At 40.1% G+C, this 20,718-nt stretch carries 19 protein-coding genes; 9 read left to right on the top strand and 10 right to left on the bottom strand.

The genetic code is table 11. From position 1 onward, the window contains the following. Positions 1 to 52 precede the first annotated feature (52 nt). A complete protein-coding gene (gene metK / locus ABLA85_RS15790) occupies positions 53 to 1,207 on the bottom strand; it encodes a methionine adenosyltransferase (protein ID WP_367965335.1) in 1,155 nt (384 codons plus the stop codon). A 369-nt stretch (positions 1,208 to 1,576) separates the two neighbouring features. Between metK and ABLA85_RS15785 the strand changes: the two genes are divergently transcribed. From ABLA85_RS15785 to ABLA85_RS15745, 9 genes are all read left to right on the top strand, one after another. After that, a complete protein-coding gene (locus tag ABLA85_RS15785) occupies positions 1,577 to 1,738 on the top strand; it encodes a hypothetical protein (RefSeq protein ID WP_367965334.1) in 162 nt (53 codons plus the stop codon). 152 nt (positions 1,739 to 1,890) lie between these two features. Beyond that, complete coding sequence (speA, locus tag ABLA85_RS15780; RefSeq protein WP_367965333.1) at positions 1,891 to 3,795, top strand: biosynthetic arginine decarboxylase; 1,905 nt, start codon at positions 1,891 to 1,893, stop codon at positions 3,793 to 3,795. Positions 3,796 to 4,098: 303 nt separating this feature from the next. Then, complete coding sequence (locus ABLA85_RS15775; protein WP_367965332.1) at positions 4,099 to 4,686, top strand: GrpB family protein; 588 nt, start codon at positions 4,099 to 4,101, stop codon at positions 4,684 to 4,686. A gap of 496 nt (positions 4,687 to 5,182) precedes the next feature. Beyond that, positions 5,183 to 5,398 carry a hypothetical protein gene (locus ABLA85_RS15770; protein WP_367965331.1) on the top strand — a complete coding sequence of 72 codons (216 nt, stop codon included), beginning with the start codon at positions 5,183 to 5,185 and terminating at the stop codon, positions 5,396 to 5,398. Next, positions 5,398 to 6,333, top strand: coding sequence for an aldo/keto reductase (locus ABLA85_RS15765; protein WP_367965330.1), 936 nt, complete (start codon positions 5,398 to 5,400; stop codon positions 6,331 to 6,333). The genes ABLA85_RS15770 and ABLA85_RS15765 overlap by 1 nt, the downstream gene beginning before the upstream one ends. 45 nt (positions 6,334 to 6,378) lie before the next feature. Then, the gene (locus tag ABLA85_RS15760) at positions 6,379 to 7,044 is read left to right on the top strand and encodes a 2OG-Fe(II) oxygenase (RefSeq protein ID WP_367965329.1); all 666 of its coding nucleotides are present in this window, start codon (positions 6,379 to 6,381) and stop codon (positions 7,042 to 7,044) included. Between the two features lie 84 nt (positions 7,045 to 7,128). Then, complete coding sequence (locus ABLA85_RS15755; protein WP_367965328.1) at positions 7,129 to 9,024, top strand: hypothetical protein; 1,896 nt, start codon at positions 7,129 to 7,131, stop codon at positions 9,022 to 9,024. A 34-nt stretch (positions 9,025 to 9,058) separates the two neighbouring features. Continuing rightward, positions 9,059 to 10,333: an acetyl-CoA carboxylase biotin carboxylase subunit family protein gene (locus ABLA85_RS15750; RefSeq protein WP_367965327.1), complete on the top strand. Its 1,275-nt coding sequence runs from the start codon at positions 9,059 to 9,061 to the stop codon at positions 10,331 to 10,333. A gap of 47 nt (positions 10,334 to 10,380) precedes the next feature. After that, a complete protein-coding gene (locus ABLA85_RS15745; protein WP_367965326.1) occupies positions 10,381 to 11,715 on the top strand; it encodes a hypothetical protein in 1,335 nt (444 codons plus the stop codon). A 226-nt stretch (positions 11,716 to 11,941) separates the two neighbouring features. Here the strand turns inward: ABLA85_RS15745 and ABLA85_RS15740 are convergent, their stop codons facing one another. The 9 genes from ABLA85_RS15740 to truD form a co-directional block, all read right to left on the bottom strand. Further along, positions 11,942 to 13,180: an MFS transporter gene (locus ABLA85_RS15740; protein WP_367965325.1), complete on the bottom strand. Its 1,239-nt coding sequence runs from the start codon at positions 13,178 to 13,180 to the stop codon at positions 11,942 to 11,944. A 68-nt stretch (positions 13,181 to 13,248) separates the two neighbouring features. Continuing rightward, the gene (locus ABLA85_RS15735) at positions 13,249 to 13,782 is read right to left on the bottom strand and encodes a hypothetical protein (RefSeq protein ID WP_367965324.1); all 534 of its coding nucleotides are present in this window, start codon (positions 13,780 to 13,782) and stop codon (positions 13,249 to 13,251) included. Then, positions 13,775 to 14,467, bottom strand: a complete 693-nt coding sequence (locus ABLA85_RS15730; RefSeq protein WP_367965323.1) for a tyrosine-protein phosphatase — start codon at positions 14,465 to 14,467, stop codon at positions 13,775 to 13,777. Before ABLA85_RS15730 ends, ABLA85_RS15735 begins: the two co-directional genes overlap by 8 nt. A 31-nt stretch (positions 14,468 to 14,498) precedes the next feature. Then, on the bottom strand, positions 14,499 to 15,599 hold the full coding sequence (locus ABLA85_RS15725) for an aminotransferase class I/II-fold pyridoxal phosphate-dependent enzyme (protein WP_367965322.1): 1,101 nt from the start codon (positions 15,597 to 15,599) through the stop codon (positions 14,499 to 14,501). A 23-nt stretch (positions 15,600 to 15,622) separates the two neighbouring features. After that, positions 15,623 to 16,933 (bottom strand): hypothetical protein, encoded by a 1,311-nt coding sequence (locus tag ABLA85_RS15720; protein ID WP_367965321.1) that lies wholly within the window; start codon positions 16,931 to 16,933, stop codon positions 15,623 to 15,625. Positions 16,934 to 16,950: 17 nt separating this feature from the next. Beyond that, complete coding sequence (locus tag ABLA85_RS15715) at positions 16,951 to 17,562, bottom strand: 2OG-Fe(II) oxygenase family protein (RefSeq protein ID WP_367965320.1); 612 nt, start codon at positions 17,560 to 17,562, stop codon at positions 16,951 to 16,953. A 20-nt stretch (positions 17,563 to 17,582) separates the two neighbouring features. After that, positions 17,583 to 18,212: a 2OG-Fe(II) oxygenase gene (locus tag ABLA85_RS15710; protein WP_367965319.1), complete on the bottom strand. Its 630-nt coding sequence runs from the start codon at positions 18,210 to 18,212 to the stop codon at positions 17,583 to 17,585. Further along, entirely contained in the window at positions 18,209 to 19,552 is a 1,344-nt protein-coding gene (locus ABLA85_RS15705; RefSeq protein WP_367965318.1) for a radical SAM protein, read from the bottom strand. The genes ABLA85_RS15710 and ABLA85_RS15705 overlap by 4 nt, the downstream gene beginning before the upstream one ends. Positions 19,553 to 19,568: 16 nt before the next feature. Further along, positions 19,569 to 20,714 carry a tRNA pseudouridine(13) synthase TruD gene (gene truD, locus ABLA85_RS15700; RefSeq protein WP_367965317.1) on the bottom strand — a complete coding sequence of 382 codons (1,146 nt, stop codon included), beginning with the start codon at positions 20,712 to 20,714 and terminating at the stop codon, positions 19,569 to 19,571. Between the last annotated feature and the right edge of the window lie 4 nt (positions 20,715 to 20,718).

The raw sequence follows: 20,718 nt of genomic DNA, 5'->3' as shown, positions 1-20,718 counted from the left end.
CTTAAGCGAGCGGTATTACTGGTATCGGCGGGCTTTTTAAACGTAGCAGAGGTTATTTCAACCCTGCTGCATTACGTAGGATCATGGCCTTATCTGTCGTTTCCCACGGGAACTGCTCTCGACCAAAATGGCCGTATGCCGCGGTATCGCTATAGATTGGATGCAACAGATCTAACATCTTGATCAGGCCATAAGGGCGCAGATCAAAGAATTCGCGCACCAATTGGATCAGTGTTGAAGTTGGCACCTTTTCAGTGCCGAACGTTTCAACCATGATGGAAGTGGGTTCAGCAACACCGATCGCATAAGACACCTGAATCTCACAGCGATCAGCCAGACCTGCTGCGACAATATTTTTAGCCACATAACGTGCAGCATAAGCCGCAGAACGGTCGACTTTAGATGGATCTTTACCTGAGAACGCTCCACCACCGTGACGAGCCATACCACCGTAGGTATCTACAATGATCTTACGACCTGTCAAACCACAGTCACCCATTGGGCCTCCGATCACGAAACGGCCTGTTGGGTTGATGAAATATTTAGTCATCGGAGTGAGCCATTCAGCCGGTAGTACAGGTTTGATGATCTCATCCATAACGGCTTCATGCAGCTCTTTCTGGCCGATTTCTTCAGAATGCTGAGTAGAGAGTACGACTGCATCAATACCGACAATTTTACCGTTGTCGTATTGGAATGTAACCTGACTTTTGGCATCGGGACGCAACCACGGCAGTGTTTTGTTCTTACGTACATGCGCCTGACGCTCAACCAGACGGTGAGCATATGTAATAGGTGCTGGCATCAATACGTCAGTTTCGTTGGTTGCGTAACCAAACATTAATCCTTGATCACCCGCTCCTTGCTCCAGAGGATCAGCACGGTCAACTCCCTGATTAATATCAGGTGACTGTTTGCCAATCGCACTAATTACTGCACAAGAATTAGCATCAAAACCCATGTCTGAGCTGGTATAGCCAATTTCGCGTACAGTTCTGCGGGTAATTTCTTCAATATCAACCCAAGCACTGGTGGTAATTTCACCACCAACCATAACCATACCGGTTTTCACATAAGTTTCACAAGCTACACGAGCCTTGGGATCTTGTTCTAAGATCGCATCAAGAACGGCGTCGGAAATCTGGTCAGCAATTTTATCTGGATGACCTTCTGAAACGGATTCAGAAGTAAAAAGGTGTGTAGTCATTATATTTCGTTACCTTAAATATAATTTCGGTTTAAGGGTGGATGTTTTACCATCTAGACGGCTAGTCTAAGTTACTATTGCCAAATATACCAGTTTTTTTAGTTTTAAATATCTTTCACAGTATGACATTTTGGGTTTCTTCTCTGTCCTTCTTTAGGTTCGAAATCTATCGAGTAAATCTATCGAAATCTGTTAAGTATAAATAAATTTCGTTTTGCAATTTTGCAGGATTACAGGTATAAAGCGCCCGTAACTGATAGGTTTTTGCACTTCAAGTTATGGGCGTTTGCAGGGTGCGTTTATGCGTGTTCTGCTTCTCAATTGAGAAACGGCTTTCGTGATGATAAGCCATGTGGAGTGAATGGGGTTATGAACCATTATCTGCTGATTGTTAACGGCCAACAGCCACATTATGCCATTGATGTATCCACATCTTGTTCCTCTCTTATCGATATGAATTCAACCCGATGTTATCTGAATCGTTCAAGCAGGCGGGTCATTTTGAACAGAAGTCATATTGCCAAACAGTAAATACATATTGTTTAGTTCCCTCTAAACGTTTCTATAATTTAAGAGCAAGCTGTTCCCTGACATTTATTAATGCGCAAGATACGCACAATAATAGCGTCTTGGGTTATTGACTACAGGTGAAGGCAAACCTCTACTCCATGAAGGAGACTGCCATGAATGATAATATCGCACGTAAAATGCGACAGACCTACAATATTGCATATTGGGGCGGTAACTATTACTACGTCAATGATCTGGGTAATGTCAGTGTTTGTCCAAATCCTGATTTGCCAGAAGCACAAGTTGAGCTTGTCGATCTGGTAAGAAAAGTTCAGGAAGAGAAAAAGCAGTTACGGTTGCCTGCATTGTTTTGCTTTCCTCAAATCCTGCAACACCGTTTGCGCTCTATTAATACTGCATTTAAACGTGCACGTGAATCTTATGGTTATAAAGGCGATTATTTTCTGGTTTATCCGATTAAGGTAAACCAGCAGCGCCGTGTAATCGAATCGCTGGCAAATTCTGGTGAACCTGTTGGGTTGGAAGCGGGCTCCAAAGCTGAACTGATGGCCGTGTTGGCTCATGCAGGCATGACGCGGACTGTCATCGTCTGTAATGGTTATAAAGATCGTGAATATATTCGTTTGGCCCTGATCGGTGAAAAACTGGGACACAAGGTGTATCTGGTTATCGAGAAAATGTCCGAAATAGAAATGGTGCTGGAAGAAGCGGAGCGCATTAATGTCATCCCTCGTCTTGGGGTACGGGCGCGTCTTGCTTCACAGGGTGCTGGTAAATGGCAGTCCAGTGGCGGTGAGAAATCTAAGTTTGGTCTGGCAGCGGCACAAGTGCTGCAATTGGTTGAAACCCTCCGTACGGCCGGGAAACTGGATAGCTTACAACTACTGCATTTCCATCTGGGTTCTCAACTTGCGAATATTCGGGATGTGGCAACAGGCGTGCGTGAATCCGCCCATTTTTATGTCGAGCTACATAAACTGGGTGTTAACATTCAGTGTTTTGATGTTGGCGGAGGACTGGGCGTCGATTATGAAGGTACACGTTCCCAGTCAGAATGTTCTGTTAACTACGGCCTGAATGAATATGCGAACAATGTCATTTGGGGCATTGGTGATGCCTGTGAGGAACATGGTTTGCCACATCCAACCGTGATCACTGAATCTGGTCGGGCATTGACGGCTCACCATACTGTTTTGATCTCCAATGTTATTGGGGTTGAACGTAATGAGTTTACCGATACAACGCCCCCCGAAGAAGATGCGGCGCGTCCTCTGACAAGTTTATGGGATACATGGCTGGAGATGCAGGAGGGAGGCTATAAACGTTCTTTGCGTGAATGGTTACATGACAGTCAGTTTGACCTGCACGATGTTCATACCCAATATGCGCACGGGATATTAAGCCTTTCAGAAAGAGCCTGGGCAGAAGAATTATATTTAAATATCTGCCGTCATATTCAACAGGATCTTGATCCAAGTAACCGTGCTCATCGGCCGATCATTGATGAACTACAGGAGCGCATGGCGGATAAATTCTATGTGAATTTTTCCCTTTTCCAGTCTATGCCTGATGCTTGGGGAATTGATCAACTGTTCCCGGTTCTGCCACTTGAGGGGTTGGATAAGCCATTAGATCGTCGTGCGGTATTGCTGGATATTACTTGTGACTCTGATGGTATTATTGATCATTATGTTGATGGTGATGGTGTGGCAACAACAATGCCAATGCCAGCCTACGATCCGGAAAACCCTCCATTGATTGGTTTCTTCATGGTCGGGGCATATCAGGAAATTCTGGGTAATATGCATAACCTGTTTGGTGATACAGCGGCCATTGATGTTTACGTTGCAGAAAACGGTGAAGTCACTTATCAGCAGAGTGAAGAGGGTGATACGGTAGCCAATATGCTTCAATATGTGAAACTGGAGCCACAAGTGCTATTGACGCGTTTTCGTGATCAAGTGAAATCGACGGATTTAGGTGAAAATTTGCAAGAGCAATTCCTGCAAGAGTTTGAAAGTGGTCTGTATGGTTATACTTACTTGGAAGATGAATAATTCTGATTAATCATTAACCTCCATTAATAGTCATTCTTAATCATGGATTTTAAATAATCATTTGATTTGGGATGGCTATTTTATTTAATTACTATGCGAAATCGCACTCTTTTTGTGAACTTTTTTTGCGATAAGTTCGAATACAAAAATAGCGGGGGAACTTAACAAAGAAATGTCTAAATATTTTGATAGCTCTTATGTGATGTGGCACACTGATTTCGGTTACCGTAATAAAAGTGATACTTTCACTTAGAAATTAGCACTTCCCTTTCCTTCTTAAGCAAAGAAATAAGGAGCGAGTTAGTGATAAATACTAAAGATATTATCTTATTCCCTGAGCCTGATCCTAATGAAAACCCTTGGGTACATGGTAAACCTGCTGAAGAGGTGATTGACGTTGTAGAATACAATCCTGAATGGTTAGCTACATGGCAACAACTTTCTTCGGTTATCAAAAAAACACTTGGCAGCGTTGTCTTAAATATTGAGCACGTTGGGTCAACGGCAGTTCTTGGGATGGTTGCCAAACCTGTTATTGATATTGATCTCATTGTGGAAGATCCAACTCAAGAAGAAAAATATGTACCGGCATTGGAGCGGCTTGGTTATGATTTAACGGTTCGTGAACCAAGTTTTTATCAACATCGATGCCTTCGTTTGGCAAAACCTAGAGTTAATCTTCATGTTTTTGGCCTTGATTGCCCTGAACATATCCGACATATTTGGTTTCGTGATTGGCTCAGAGAACATCCTGAAGATTGTGAACGATATATAGCTGCGAAGATAACTGCTAAAAATGATGTTAAACAGGTAATGGACTATAATAAGAGAAAAGAACAAGTGGTACATGAAATTTATCAACGTATATTTCAAAGTAAGGGATTGTTGTAATAATGTTTGATAATTATTGTGCGGATAAAAAGCTGTTTTGACTTCGATTGACAGAACACTTTTACGTTCTCATTTTTTACAGGCCCCCTATAAGGCGTTTTATCTTTCAAGCCATTGTGTGGCCTGTGATAGTTGCAAATCACCTCCCATTTCGCCAATTTAATTCTAACCGACACTCCATACCTGATTGAGGGCTAATAACTTAGCCTGTTAAGGCTGTTGAAACTATGAGGGCAGAAAGTGCGGATTTTCATCTGCACTTTTTGACGCCGAATAGATGTTTATCTTAATTAACTCTTGGTTAATGACCATAAAAAAAATCTAATTGCTTTTTATAATTTTAAGCTTCATTGTTAATAAATAGCATATTAAGAGAACCGCTAAGCCTGTTTTTTAAAGAAGTTAATTTGACTTTTTTTTATAATTTACCTCATATATTAAAGGTGTTTTTACATACCATACAACGCTTTTATATGAATCAGTGAGAAAATTAACTATGCAAAATAAAATGAAAGATGTGAATGACTTGCTTGATGATTTAATTTCTAAACCTGAAGTACAGGCACGTTGGGAAAATGAACCTGAAAAGGTAATGCAAGAATATCAACTGACATCAGCACAGTACCGCGCACTTTCTGAGGGCAATATAGATGCTTTGATCAATGAAGGGCTGGCGGATAGACATGTCCAGCAAATGAGAGTTAGTTGGTAATGATTGATTTCAGTTCCCATTTCCTGGAAACCATCGGCTTACGGGTATCTCGCTTGGCTGTCGGCGGGAGCCATTTTGGTGTGAGTGCCTGTAGAAAAGATGTCATGCGTATTGTTTCTACAGCATTAGATTTGGGGGTGAATTTTTTTGATACAGCCGATATTTATGGCAAAGGTGAAAGTGAAAGTGCATTAGGTGATGCGGTATACGGGCGTCGGCATGATGTTGTTATTGCGACAAAATTTGGTCATGATGAAACGGCAAAAGGTGCAAGCAGGGCAGCAATGACTCAATGCTTACACAATAGTCTTAAGCGCTTGAAAACGGATTATATCGATTTATATCAGCTACATGCACCTGACCCGTCAACGCCTGTCGAAGAAACTGTCTCTACCCTTCAATCATGGGTAAAAGAAGGCAAAATCCGGTGTTACGGCATTTGTAACGTTAGGCTTTCAGAAATAGAGCATTATTGTGATACAGCCCAGGCAATGGGGGGAATATTACCTGTTTGCGTGCAAAATCCTGTCAATATATTGAACTACCAGAGTTATGAAGAGATACGCCCTTCCCTCATCGCATTCCAGCTTGGTTTGCTGGCGGCACTCCCTCTGGCTCGTGGGTTATTGGGTGGGCGTTACCGTTCTGTGCTGGATGTTCCTCGAACACATCCTTTGTCAGGTTATAAGGGGCTTGGTTATCGTAATGTGCGCACAAAAAAGGCCATTGATCGATTAATATACGCTGCACAACAATTAAACCGTCCCCCATCTGTATTAGCGTTGGAAGTCATATTGGCAAATAAAGATATTATTTCTGTTCTGGTTGGTATGAGTCATTCTGACCAATTACTTTCTTTGGCTGATCTTAATTCATCATTACTCCAGAAAAAAACGATTGATTATATTCTTGGAAGACGTTTAGCTCTGGATTGAATATGTACCAAAAATTAATCCATTATTATATTGGAGGTATATTAAATGACTAATATTCTGAATTTAGATGCATTAAAAAATATGAAACTTAATTATGATCCTTCACCGTGGGCAACTTGCGATGATACGTTTAAGCAAATGATTTCTGATGATGATTTTCCGATCAGTCACTGGACTTATCATTCGCAGCGTAAACTTGCTGAAGCGCTTGGCAAGAAAGGGTCACAAGAATGGTATCAACATAATGTAAAAACCCGGCCCCTTCTAGAATTGGGTGTAAAAGAGCCTTACATGCCAGATGAGCTCGCTGATATTTGGCTGTTAGTTGCAAGCGATCTTTTATCAGATGACTATATCGAATGTATCAGTGATGTCAGCGAATATAATGTCAGAAAGTTGCAATTTCAGGCACATTTTTGGGAATTCGGCCCTGGTTCATTCTTCCAGCCTCATGTAGATAAACCGCACAAGATGGTAACTCACTTAATGTATCTAACGGATAATTGGGTGCCTGAAATGGGAGGTTGTTTGCAATTGTTACGCTCTGCTGATCCGAAGGATATTGTGGTGGAAATAGCACCGAGAAAAAATACGTCAGCACTTATTCGCAGAACAGATTCAGCCTGGCATGCGGTCACTCCTATTCCTAAGGACATGCAGGCAGTAAGAAAAGTTTTGCAAGTATGGTTTTGGGATACACCTGCAACCTGAGATCAACCGAAGAGTGTTGCCCAAGAATAAATGAACATTTAACTGTTGGTTAATCATGATTATTAATCAGCCAGGAATAGTCACATGATAAATTGGTTGAATACACTTTCTGAATATAATGATGTGGTTGCTTCTGGCTTAGGGATACCTATTATTCGGCCAGAAAATACTGTGCAAGAAATTCGCTGGCGTCAAGTCATAGAAGAAATGTATGCGGAAGAATTGCGTACCAGTGACAACAAGGACGTTGCAATATTGAATATAGGGGAAAATACGTATCCGATGGCTTTTTTATATGCAAAGGTGATGGGGTATCGCGTTATTTCAGTTAACGACATGAATAATATTACCTTGCTATTATCAGAAATCAGAGAAAAAAACGTTCTGCTCATAACTATAGCGTATAATTTGAAAGTAGATTTTGTTGCTAATACACTGGAAATAGCTTCTGAGCTTGGGAAAAATATTGGTTTTTTGTGTGGAAGAACTTTTTCTGGCCTTAGTTATTTAATTGCTAAATCTTTATTAAATCCTGCTCTGTTAGAACATAATGAATTTCTTATTGACGCACCGAAACATAAATATACAAGTGATGAAAGTCAGCCAGAAAAATTAGCAGAATTACTTGCACAACCCGCTATGTTGAAAACGATCAGAAGTCATGGTGAAGGAAGTCATGCAAAACTGCCCTCATTAACTGTTTGTGGGTTGCTTGAAGAAACAGAATTCCCTCTGATGCCTGAATATGGGTGTTCGCGCCTGACCCGGCGATGTAAACGAGCACATGGAAAAACGCAAGTATTTTATGGGTTAGATATCCGTGCCTATGCTGTTAATTATATATGTTGCAATGGCTTTAATATGGCTGAAGAACTTTATCCTTCTCCAGTATCAATGATCTTGGCACTGACAGAAGGGTGGCCGGCGGCTGTTTTAGCCCCCATTCGCCCATTGATTGCCCCAGATTACCTTCTGGTGTTACTCAGAAATATGGCGAAAGAAGAAATGCCGCTTGGGCAAATTGTGGCAGCATTGAATGATGCTTGTGCTGTGCTTGGGCAACCTTTTACGTTTGCATTAATTGGTGATCCAACATTGCAATTGTCATTGAAAGATGAAAGTTCGTTTCTGCCAGAAAGACTACATGATAATACTGAATCAGAATCAACCCATCAGATTATGATAGGGATCAAAACAGTATTGGAAGAAGGAATTCATGGTCATCGGTTACTACGTTCAATTGATGCGTGGTTAGGTGAGACGGTGGTGGATAAATTATCCAGCTTGCGTGAAAAGTTGGTAAATATCGAGCGATTGGCTCTTTTTTCTCTGAAAAAACATGAAATTTCTTATCTCCAAGAAGATAAAAAAGTGCTTTGGCGAAATAATGCACTTATCCAACTATTGATTGTTCAATGGGAAAAAATTTTGGTGTCGCTGTTACATGAGGGGCGTGAAAATTTTGATGCCTTTGATTTACTGCATTACGATCAATTAATGAATACATTAAAAACCGTTGAACCTTGCCGGCGATGTGGAACATTAATGGAAGTTTCTTCATTTGGTCATGCCGGGGGAATAACGGGATGTAGCGAAACTTATATGTGCCGTGTCTGTGGCCCACTTGCTGCTTACCGTTGTGGTGGTCTTCGCCTGGAAGACTTGACAGAAACATGGATTGCCCGGCAAGGGGAAAGAGTTACAGTAAAAATTCGACTCCATATTCCCCACTCCATTCATCCCATTTCTCAACGGGTGCATTTGGAACTTCGTGGATATGATAAATCCACAGGACAGTGTTTTGCCTCTGAAATAAAAATAGCGGAATTGAAACATAATAATGTCATAAAGTTTGAATTTAAATTAGATGAAAATCAGGGATGTGATTTGCATAGTATTCGAATTATTGCTGTATCTGGTTTTGATATTGCTTTTCTCCGTATCCGTCTGGCTTGCTTACCTAAAAAGTCACAGGAATAACATTTTTCATGTCATCAAATTACAGCAGGAAAATATGATGAGAGTACTGGTTCTTAATCGTCGCCCTATTGTAGAAAAAATTGCATTATGGTTTTCTGAAGCCGAAATTGACGTTTTTCTTATAACACCAAAGGCATTATTATATCCATCGGAAAAATTACCTAATAAAACACATAAATATATTAAGGAAATTTATCCTGTTGAGAATTATGATTCACCTTCCATTAATGAATTAATTCTTAGATTAGTCGAAGAAAAGCAAATTGATCGTATTATTTCGGCAACAGAAGTTGATGTCTTACGGGCAGCAAAAGTGCGTGAAAAAATGGGCTTAATGGGTCAAAACGAAATATCAGCACAGGCATATCGCAACAAATGGATGATGAAATCCCTATTGAAGAAAAATGGGCTCCCAGTTGCCAGAATGCTGCAAATCACTGATAGGAAATCGGTAGAGAAATTTGCTGATGAGTGTGGTTTTCCTGTCGTAATTAAGCCAGTTGATGGAGGAGGCTCGGTAGGTGTGCAGATTATTCACCATGCTGCACAATTACAGGATATTAATTTTGAGTTATTAAAATCAGGTTATCTTGTTGAAGAATGGATTGAAGGAGAGTTTTTCACGATTGATGGGTTGATGAGAAACGGTGAAATGTTACATTGTTGGCCTTCACACACTACAGCTAATTTTTCGGCAGTTAGTGGGAATTCTGCGTTGCTTAGCTGGATGCTATTGCCAAGTAACCCTTTGACAACGGAAATATCTGCACTCATGTCACGGGTGATTATGAGCCTTCCGCCAACGCCGGATACCACAGCATTTCATGCAGAAGCTTTCTTTTGTGAAAAAACACACCGCCTTGTGCTGTGTGAGATTGCATGTCGCCCAGGGGGAGCAGGGCATGTCCCTGTGTACGAAATGGCATTTGGCCTGAATTTGTATAAGGAAACGTTGCTTGGTCAGGCAGGGCTTCGCGTTCAAGAAACTTACCGGCATATTTATCCTCAGGCGATGGCAGGGTTTGCCTGGTTTCCTCCCAAAGAGGGGGTATTTCATTATGCCCCAAACAGTTGCCCTGTTTCTGGCATTGTTGATTATCAACTAATGGCGCGCACTGGCAGATATTATCAGGCTCCTCGCTCGATTTCAGACCACATTGCTAAGGCATTTGCTTTGCAGCCGATTGATTGTGATCCTGCGAAGGTTATTAATGAAATTGATGCTTGGTGGAAAAATAATGCAATTTGGTGGAATGAAGAGAGTATACCCGATAAGACGAAGGGTATAGCCGATAGAACAGTAACTTGAAAGATAAAAGGTATATTTTATTTTCATGATTTATGGATGGGAACTCAATGGCGATACAACGGGTATCAGACAATTGGTTTACGGAAATAACAAAACATTTGAAGGAATACTGGCAAAATCGTGAAGTCGGTTTATTAATTGATTGTTCAGATAGTCTGGATGCTTTGAAAAGTTTGATGTTCGAACTGCAAATATGTGGTGCCAAAATAAAAGCATTAATATCCGTATCGGATAAAGTGTGGCGGCCTAAAGGGGTATTGTGTTGGCATATAATTAATATTGAAAAATATCCTTTGTCAGAGTTATTGAAAAAGGAGTTTATTTGTATCAAATATTGGTTAGATAAGATCGATCCAGAGAAAAATATCACTTTCTTAGGAGGGGTGAGATTAGCAATTTCTCCATTAGCAGACCGGCCTATTTATGGTTGGCAAAGGCCTGGATGGGCAAAATTTGAAGATAAGACTTATATTGATGAAAATTTTCGTCGATGGGGAATTAATACACCGCCTTATAAAATTATTGCGTCTGATATTAACGATGCGGTAGCTGCATTTCACCTTATGAATAAAGGTAAAGGCGTTATATTGGCTGCCGATAGTTCAAAGTCATTTAATGCAGGTTCAGAAGGTTTGTCTTGGATTAAGGATCATCATGAACTTACTAAGGCGTTGAATAAATTTCGCGATAAAACTGAAAAACTTCGTATGGCTGAATTTATACAAGGAATTCCATGCAGTATCCTTGCGCTGGTTTTGCCCAAAGGTGTTGCTGTCTTTGATCCGATAGAAATATTGACGGTTTTTGAGAAATCAACTAATCAGCTTTTGTTTTGTGGTTCATCGAATCGTTGGCGACCTGGAAAACATGCCGAAGTTATGCGTGATTATACCCGGTTGGCGGGAGAAAAACTGGCAGAGGAAGTCGGTTATCGAGGGATCTTTAGCCTTGATGGAATATGGACGGGCCGTGAGTTTTTTGCGACAGAAATTAATCCTCGCCATGCATCTGGATTGGGGATTAATCGTGCAGTTCCTTTGTTTCCTGATTATTTATTTAACCGGGCTGTTCAGGAAAATAGTGCTTTTATTACGGAGATTAACCCTTCTCAGGTTGAAATCATCTGGCGTGATATGATCCGAAATTATCCAGGTCAAGATATCACTGTATTGGATAGAGAAGAAAAACAGCAAAAGGTGGTTGAAATTGAAGTGAATAACCAGATGATCGTATTGGGAGTTCCTTCTGAGGGTGTTGATGCACTTATTTATCGTCCACTGGGACAGGAAAAATTACTTGGGAATATTGTAGCTGAACTGGTTAGTCGAACCTCTAATTTCCATTATGTAAGTTTCGTCGATCATAATATAAAAAATGACTGATTTTCTAATGTTTCACGTTCTATTTTGCAATCTGAAATATATTGGATATAAGAAGTGTGTACCCTTCATCTTTCAAATTGCCTCTTTTTTGGCTGAGTTCACTCACTCCGGTTACATAGTTGTCGTTATCTATGCTCCTGGGGATTCGTTCCCTTGCCGTTGCGCCGCAACTTGAAATCCATTGGGTATTAATAACTTGAAGAGAGAACTCTCTTCAAGCTTATTTTTATCTTTTTTGTATTAGATTGTTACTAGTATTGTGATATCGATTGAGAATAAGAAATCCAATGCCTGTTAAGGTAACGTACAATATAATATTTCCCCATAAGATAGTGCTGGAAAAGCTGAGAAGTTGAGTGAATAACCAGGGGGATATGACAGTGGCACCTCCGAAAGCAAATTGAAGGACAGCAGAATAACGTCCTTCATAACCAGAATGAGAAAAAATTAAAATAGCGATTCCCATTTGTGCTCCGAGAATAGCCTCAGCAAGGCTAAGCAGTAAGGTTACAATCAAAATTAAGATAAATTGTAATGCAAAGTCACCCTGAAGAAATAAAATAATGCTATAGGCGATCGTTTGTAAAAAGCCAGACCAGGCTAAAGATTTCAGGCATCCAAGCTTATTGCCTAATCTCAACGCAACTTGCTGAAAGCAAGGAATGCCAAAACAAAGGCCAGTAAATACAAAAGCGGCAAACCAAGATGGTAAAGCGCATTCAATCAGAAAGTAGTAGGGTAAGACAAGCTCGATGCTTTTTCCTGCCAGTAGTAGTATACCGATCAAAAAAACGAAAATAAGATATTTTCTATCCTTCAGGATGGAAAAAGAGGAGATACTATCTTGATCAGTTTGTATTGGGTTTAGAATAATTTTATTAGACTGTTTGGTAGCGTTTTGAGTTATGATAAAAATAATGATCCCTGATATAAAATAACTGAATGAATTTCCCCAAATAATCAAATTAACAATGGTATTAGATATCCCATCTTTATCAATGAAGAATAACGAAAATAAGGCGCCAAAACCTAATCCAATATTTCTACAACTATTTATAATAGCAAAAATATTCATCTGAGTATTTTTCATAGGAAATAGAACCCTTATTGCAGCAGGGTTGGCACACCAGTAAATACGCTCACCGATAGAAACACACATAACGATGATAGCGACCTGCCAGTGTGTTGAAACAACTAACATCCAGGGAAATGCACTAAATCGCAGTAAACTACCTACCAGCGTTGAGTTAGCTGGCCCTAATCTATCAGCCAATAGTCCTGCTGGGTAACCGGCAATAAGTAATGCGATCATCGCCCCTATCGTCATTGCCAGCCCAACATCTACGATATTTAACCCCTGCACTAACACTAAATAAAAGATCGCCATAGGGCGCCAGATCCCTCCGCCCATACTGCCAATTGCCATGGCCAGTAAAAATAGGTGTTCTCGACGGTTTAATGCCATGATTTTTTCTCTCATCCAATTAATGAGTTATACCCTTCGTTTTTCAAATACAAATTCAAAATATTGGGTCAATGGTGATGTTTATAAACCTGAGTTATTTTTTGTAAAAATACTTTCATTTCTGTTCTTGACGTCAATTTAATATAATTTCCATCAAAACTATCTAGTAATACTTTGTCTTTTTTAAATTGATATTTTCTGTATTTTATTATTTGTCGTAAAAAATCGAAATTTATTTTTTCATAGCAACCAAATGCCATATCAGGACGTTGTTTTCCATGCCATTTAGTTATACGTTTTATGGCCTGGAATAAACAAATATAAGTTGGAATGTAGAGATGAATGACCGTATCTGCTTTTTCTAGACGTTGTGGCAGACTTGAACCATAATTACCATCGATAATCCATGATGATTGATTCGTTAAGAAGCATAATTTTTGCTGCCATTTTTCTGTTGAAGGGGCTACCCATCCTTCTTGCCAATATTCTTTATCAAGATGAAACAAGGGAATTGAGCAAATTTGGCTTAATTGCCTGGCGAAGGTTGATTTTCCTGCTCCAGGGGAACCAATCACTAAGATACGCTGCATATTATCAATCATATTTATCTCCACCGTATGAGATTATTTTTGTCCATTCATTTAATACAGGGATAATTGTTTTTTCCGATAGTTCATAGCGGCGAGCTTGCAGGTGATTAGGAATGCCATTTCTTTTAGCTTTATCTTCGATCAATTGATATTGGCGACGGAGAAATCTGGCAGACAACGCAAAATCGTGGGCGATTTCTAAAGTAGAAAATTGAAGCTGGTGAAGAATAGCAGCCGTGACAAGCCCCGTGCGATCTTTTCCTAAGCTGCAATGAAGCATCACATTTCCTGTATCGAGCAACTCTTTTATTTCCTGAGCAATTTTCCATGTCACGTGACTCATGGTGAAATAAAGATTAATATAATCAGATTCTGTAACAATATGTGTCTGATTATTCTCTGGTGGTTTAAATCTAATAGGACGATTAAGATATTTGGTTGATGCAGGCATAGGCGGCTTGAACTGTGGTTCATATTCTTCAGGTGTGCGTAAATCTACCCAAATATTGATTGGCAACATTTCTGATAATTTATTATATGCTGCTTTTTCTTTTCCTCTTTGCATACCACAACGAATGAGCGTTCCACGGTTATTTTTTTCGGTATGCTTAATTTTTAATATTCGCCCATTCAGAATATCAGAGTGGTGTATTGGGTAGATCTTTAGTTGGCTGATATTATTTAATTGTGTTTTCATGACTGCTCACTGTCATTTATTTACTGTAGATTTACTCGTTATGATAGTATTCTGAGGGAAAAATTTGCTTAAGAAATTTCACCATTAATTCTAATTCTCCAATACCAATTCTGACATAGCCATTCATTCTTTCTTGTGAACTCATATCACGGATGTAAAACCCACCTAAAGCGGCGGTTTCTACTAATTTAGTGGGATGATCACCAATAGTTTTGACATTGATGAAATTGGCACCGGAAGGAAGAATTTGCCAGTTTGGACGTAATTTCATGATGGTTTCAACAACATATTCTCGTGTTTGAATAATGGATTGGCAAATTTGTTTAATATATTCTTTTTTCGCTAAAATTTCTTGAAGTAGTGTCCAAGTGCTGCCTGAGATAGCTGATTCAGTCCTTTCCTGGGACAGGATATCTATAATAGTAGAGGAAGCTATTGTGGCGGCAATACGAGCGCCCGCTAAACCGTAACCTTTGGAAAATGATCGAATATAAATAATATGTTCAGGTTGGCCTAAAAGAGCTAAATGGTTAATGTTACCAAATGCTATAAAACATTCGTCGATAACTAATAAGTGACCATGCTTGGCGCAAGAATGAGAAATTGCTAATAACGTATTATTATCAAATTCTATCCCGGTCGGGCTATTAGGATTTGAAATTATAACAATAGAAGGTGGGGCCGTTTGGATTGTTTTTAATAATGTTTTGATACAAAAATTTTCTGCGCATTGATCATCGAAATAAATGGGTAATATATCAATTTGATTAAGATTGGCGTGATCAATCCAGCCAAAATAGTTAGGTATAGGAATAATTAATCTTTTTGTTGTACATGCAATTAAACGTAATATCAGACCAATAGCAACGTCTGACCCTGGAGTGAAATAAATAGAAGACGAGTTAATTCCTAATATTTTGGCGGCCTGTTCATGTTCAACTTGAGGATAAGGGTAAAATTGATGTCTTTGTGGCGGAACAGTAATCTCCTGAAGGATTTTTGTTAATGCTTTATGGTGTAATTCACCACTACGTAAGTTTATTCCGTCAGATAAAAATTCTCTCTGACGAGAAGGGCACTTGGGTGACAAAGGCAGCGGGTAAATATTATTAACAGATGTTGTTTTCGCCATTAATATATTCCATAGCAGATTTTTCAAATTTGAGCGCCCAATATACGAAGTTGCCCTAATAAGTCTGGGTAACCGCGTTCAAGGTGATTAATACCCTTTATTTGAGTTTTCCCAGATATTTTTAATGCTGCAATAACTAGGGCTGCGGCCCCACGTAAATCGGCGGCTTGTACTGTTATGCCGCTTTTGCAGGGAACATGGGGCATAATGTCTACTGATCTGGCATTGCGAATAACTTTGGCTCCCATCTTTTCCAATTCTTCAATATATTGGAAACGCTTGGCCCAAACTTGCTCTGTAATACTTCCGCCTAATTGAGATGCCATCAGTAAAAGAGCCATAAAAGGTTGATTGTCACTGAATATTCCGTAAGAGGTAACTTGAATATCCAATCGGGATGCAGTGGACACTTGGGCGATGGTGAGAGTATTTCCTTTCCAGTAAAGCTGATAACCCAATTTTTCCAGACAAGTTATTTCAGCCGATAGCCCGGTTTCGATAGCATCTTGCGAAACGCCAGTAATAGAAATTGGAGCGTTGCAATAAGCGGAAAGGGTCAAATAAGTCATAACTTCGATCAGATCGGGGCCAAGAGTCGTTTCAAAACCGCCCGCATCAGGTTTCCCCGCAATGACGATTCGGTCTTTTTCCCACGCTATATCAACCTGCTGACATTTGATAGCTTCAACTAATGCCGCAACGTCTGGTTTAGAATAAGGATTGATAATCTCGCTAATACCTTCAGCCCTTGCAGCGCATAACAATGCGGCTTTTGTTGCGCCAGAATAAAGTGGGCCAGTTAATTTGCCAGTGTTTTTTTCAACGACAGCAAAATGAGCCATATTGATTTGAGTGGAAGAAAAGCGTGATACAGTGGCTTGGATCACATTTCCCAGGGTTTCAACTTTGGCACCGAATCGTTGTAAAACGGTACATAGTTGTTCAATGGGGCGTTCTCCTCTTTGACCGACTCCAATCTTACAGCCACCGGTTTCACCTAATATAACGTGGCCTGCATGAGCCAATATCCCAGGGGCAAGATACCATGCACCATGAATCAATGTACTTAAATCTTCAGGTATTTTGGTATTGTTTAAACCGCGGGGATCAATATACATGGTGCGTTTTTCTGGCTCATACAATATGTTGGCACCCAGTAATTGACCTATTTCGCTCAATATCCTGATATCTGCAATATCAGGAACATTTTTGATTAAAGAAGGTTGTTTTGCTGACAATGCTAGGCTGAACAACGGTGGGAAAGCATGCTTAAATCCTGAAATATGCACACGCCCTGATAATTGATTGCCGCCCGTCACTTCAATCTCTTGCATATTATTTCTCCAAACGTTTATTCCGAAATAAAAACAGCCGTGAGTACACGCCGGTAAGTCCCTTTGGGCGCAGAAGCAGAAATAGGTGTTACCATATGCCATGATTGATCTGAACGTTGTAGGATCACTGACGTATTCAGTTCAGGCGGGATCTCACGATAAATATCTTGTGAATCATCAGAGTGTAAAATACGCAGACAACCTCCCCAATCAGGAGACCAATCTCGGCTGAAATTAAAGATTTGAGTCACGATTTTTTCGGTTTTATCTGTGTGTGGTCCTAACCATTGAGAAGAACGATATCGCCATAACGTTAAATTCAAACGAGCCGAGCTGAGATCTTTGCCGATCAATTTTCCCATTCGATCCCGATATTGCTCACTTCTTAAATATTCGCAAAATTCGTTCCATACAGAAGAAAGAGGGGTATCCTTTTCAATGCGTAATGCTTCCAGACAGTAGGTTTTTTTATCATCGGTCTCTTCTGCCATTTTTTCTGCAATGATAAAGCCTTCATGAGGAAATGTTTCCATCAGGTTATTGGCTACCTCCTCGTCAATAAAAGGAGATACCATGCCCCAGTGGTAGGGGAAGTTTGTTAATGCTTGGGGCAGTAATAAATTAAACATGAGTTTCATTTTCCTTATTTTTAAAGGTTATCAGGGCATACGTAATGCAGGAGTAGGGCACGTCGTGCATGTTGTGAACCAGGCGTCACCTTACGGACACTGTGCCAGGAGTTGGGGGAAGGCAGGAGGATCACCGAGCGATTGGGAGAAGGCGCAACCGCTTCCTTGATATCATCAGGTTCAGACGAGCCGAGGATAAGTAATTCTCCTCCTTCTATGCTACCCGTCGGGAAATAGAGGGTTTGAGTCAGGATCTTATCGGGACGGTCACAATGGGGAGCCAGCCAGCAATTTTCATGGTAAATAGTAAAACGCACATGTAAGCGAGTCTTTGAGAGATCGCGTTCCATCAGTGTTGAAAAATAGTGGCGATAATCATCACTTAAGATAACTTTCAGCATTGCTTTCCATGCGGTGGTCAGATTATTCCATGTTTCCGGCACAGGAATACCATCATCAATAGCCAGTAGATCCCAAGTGCTATAGTATTTTCCGTCACCTTCTTCACGGTGAGATTGATGGTAACCCGCCTGTGGAAATTCTGCTTGTAATCGTTTGAAGACGTTCGGAGATAAAAAATGATCTGAATGAAACCATTTAAACGGTTCTTTTTTATTTTTAAAATCAGGGGAGTGCCAGCGGATATTCATATGTGATCTCCTGATGTGGGATTTTGCTCATATCCCGCTTTCTGTGTGATTTTTTTCATGACCTCTGTGGCACGATCTTTTTGATTAGCAAATAGCAATGCGTAGCCTTTTTGTCGTTCTTCTGGTGATTGAGGAAATGCGTGAAAAAGCTGGCGATTATATTTACCTACCTCGGTTATTGAGGAGTTTTCGTGTAATTCGTTGTAAGGGGTATAAACAGTGGGACGGACTCTGGCACCTTCAGCAATCAACCAGTCGATTGTTTTAATTGATGCTTCTATTGTGTCTCCGGGTAACCCAAGAATAATGAAAGCGTTAATTTCTATGTCATTCCACTTGGCAATTGCGAGTAGTTCTTCAACCTTAGCCTCAGTATTTAGCTTTATTTTGGGTAATTGCAGGTTTGGTGAGACAGAAATGGTTTCTACTCCCAGGCTGATTCGGATGCAGCCCGCTCGTGCCATCAATTCAATCAATTCTTTATTCAAATGATAAATTGTTGTCACGCATTTCCATCGAATGGGCAGTTTTAATTCGATGAATTTATGACACAGTTCTTTTACCCACCGACGATTTAGGGTAAAAGTGGGAGCATAAAAAGAGACATAATCAAATGGCTGGATACGCTGCTGTTCCGTGATATATTCAATGACACGATCTACGGAAAGCCGTCGTTCACTTTTACCTTGCATGGGAGGGACATCACAGAATTCGCAACCTACCGGGCATCCTCGTGCGACAGGAATAACGAGTTCACGTCGTTCAGGAATACCACAAAATTTGTTCAAGTCATTTTTATACATCCGATCATATGCAGCGTAAGGGATCTCTAAGGTATCAGGGAGTATCCACTCTTCTGGACTTAGCATCTGGCCGACATCTCCCTGTAAATAGCCAAGGGGTGTTTTCACAATAAGACCGGGAATACTCTTTATGTCGGGAACATAATTTAGCAGGAAAGATTCAACACCACTTTCATAATCACCGCTGAAAACAATACCTTCAAAATCAAATTGCTTAAACCAATCAGGAATTTGTTTCGATAATCGTCCGAAAGTAAATATTTTCACTTGGGGTAGAATCTCTCGACAATACATTGCTGTGCGGCCGAAACTATCCACGGCATCAAAATCATTAAATAACCCAATAAAGTCATAGCCTTTTGCCAATTCTTGGGCTAAATCATGCCAAGTAAGATTTAATGCACCACCGTCTAACGCAGTAACTTGCCATGATGAATTTCTTTCCCTGATATAGGTTGCAACTTGAAATAATGGCAGGTGATGACCGGCATTGAAATAAGAGGGAATATAGGGAGGAATCAATAATAGTATACGCATATGCAAACCTCCTAAGTTAAACAGTGAAAAACTGCGTGTTTGCCAAGTAGATAAATTGACAAACTGCCATAGTTGCGTAACAGCCAGATGGAAGAAAAAACTCGACTGTTAAACTGGAACGATCAGGGAATTCGTGATCTTCATTGAGGTCGATAATTTTTATAAAGGTATGCACAATGGTTGGACGAAGACTTTGCTTTTCTACTTTCTTCCCGTCAACGATATTAAATCGAATAAAGGGATACCAAGGCATCGTAGCGGCAAATGTCATGACATCAGAATAAGCAGTGGGTAAAACATAGGGTATTGATGAGCGCATCACATGTAGCCCTTGGTGATAACGCTGGAACTCTTGGGCGACGAGATTATTCCACTGGTAAGAGCCATAAGAAGCATAATAAAAAGATAGCCGTCTGGGATCTAATTGATGGAAAAAATGTTCAGCTTTACCTTGCCATTTTTGGGCTGCTTGTGCTTCTGGTGATGCCGATTGGCATATCAATGACAAGGCTTTTTCCCATTTGCCGTGATGAAAAGCTTGCCCAATAAGATGAGTTGTAGATGGCTTTCCAGGTACACCGAATCTTTGCGTGTCATAGTAGTTAATAAAAGCATGGTTATGGAATGTCTGTTTTGCCAAGGCGTGTGCAATAGGCTTATTTAAGTTACGTATGACAATTCGAAAGCTATTACCCACGAGTTGGCCAATCTTGATATTTTCTTCAAAGCAACCAACTTCATGCAATGAGAGCCATTTACCTGATGTCATATCCAAATGCGCATTAATGGCACTGGTATCTATTATATTTCGTGATAAAGATTGAATAGATATTCTCTGGCTTGTTATTCCATCTTCATCTTTTAATCCCGCATACCCAATATAGCTTTCTGGTATTTCTAATATGCTGGCAATATTTGTAACTGCTTCAGAGGTTGTCATTCCTTCTTTGCGTAATTGAAAATGCCAGATCTGTTTTTCTATTGAGGGCTGATAGAAGTTTGGAACTTCTTCCACGAGAAAATCGGCGGGCACTTTTTTAAGGCAATATTGAACATCCTTGCAGAAAAAGGTATTCGGTGAATATTTGGAAGAATTTGTATTGAGTTCTATATTATTCATTGAAAGTTCTCTAATTTTCAGGCCCTGATTTTCAATGGTCAAAATA

This window comes from Xenorhabdus sp. SGI246 (assembly GCF_040838225.1).
Taxonomy (GTDB): domain Bacteria; phylum Pseudomonadota; class Gammaproteobacteria; order Enterobacterales; family Enterobacteriaceae; genus Xenorhabdus; species Xenorhabdus indica.
This window is presented reverse-complemented; position numbering and strand designations above follow the sequence as displayed.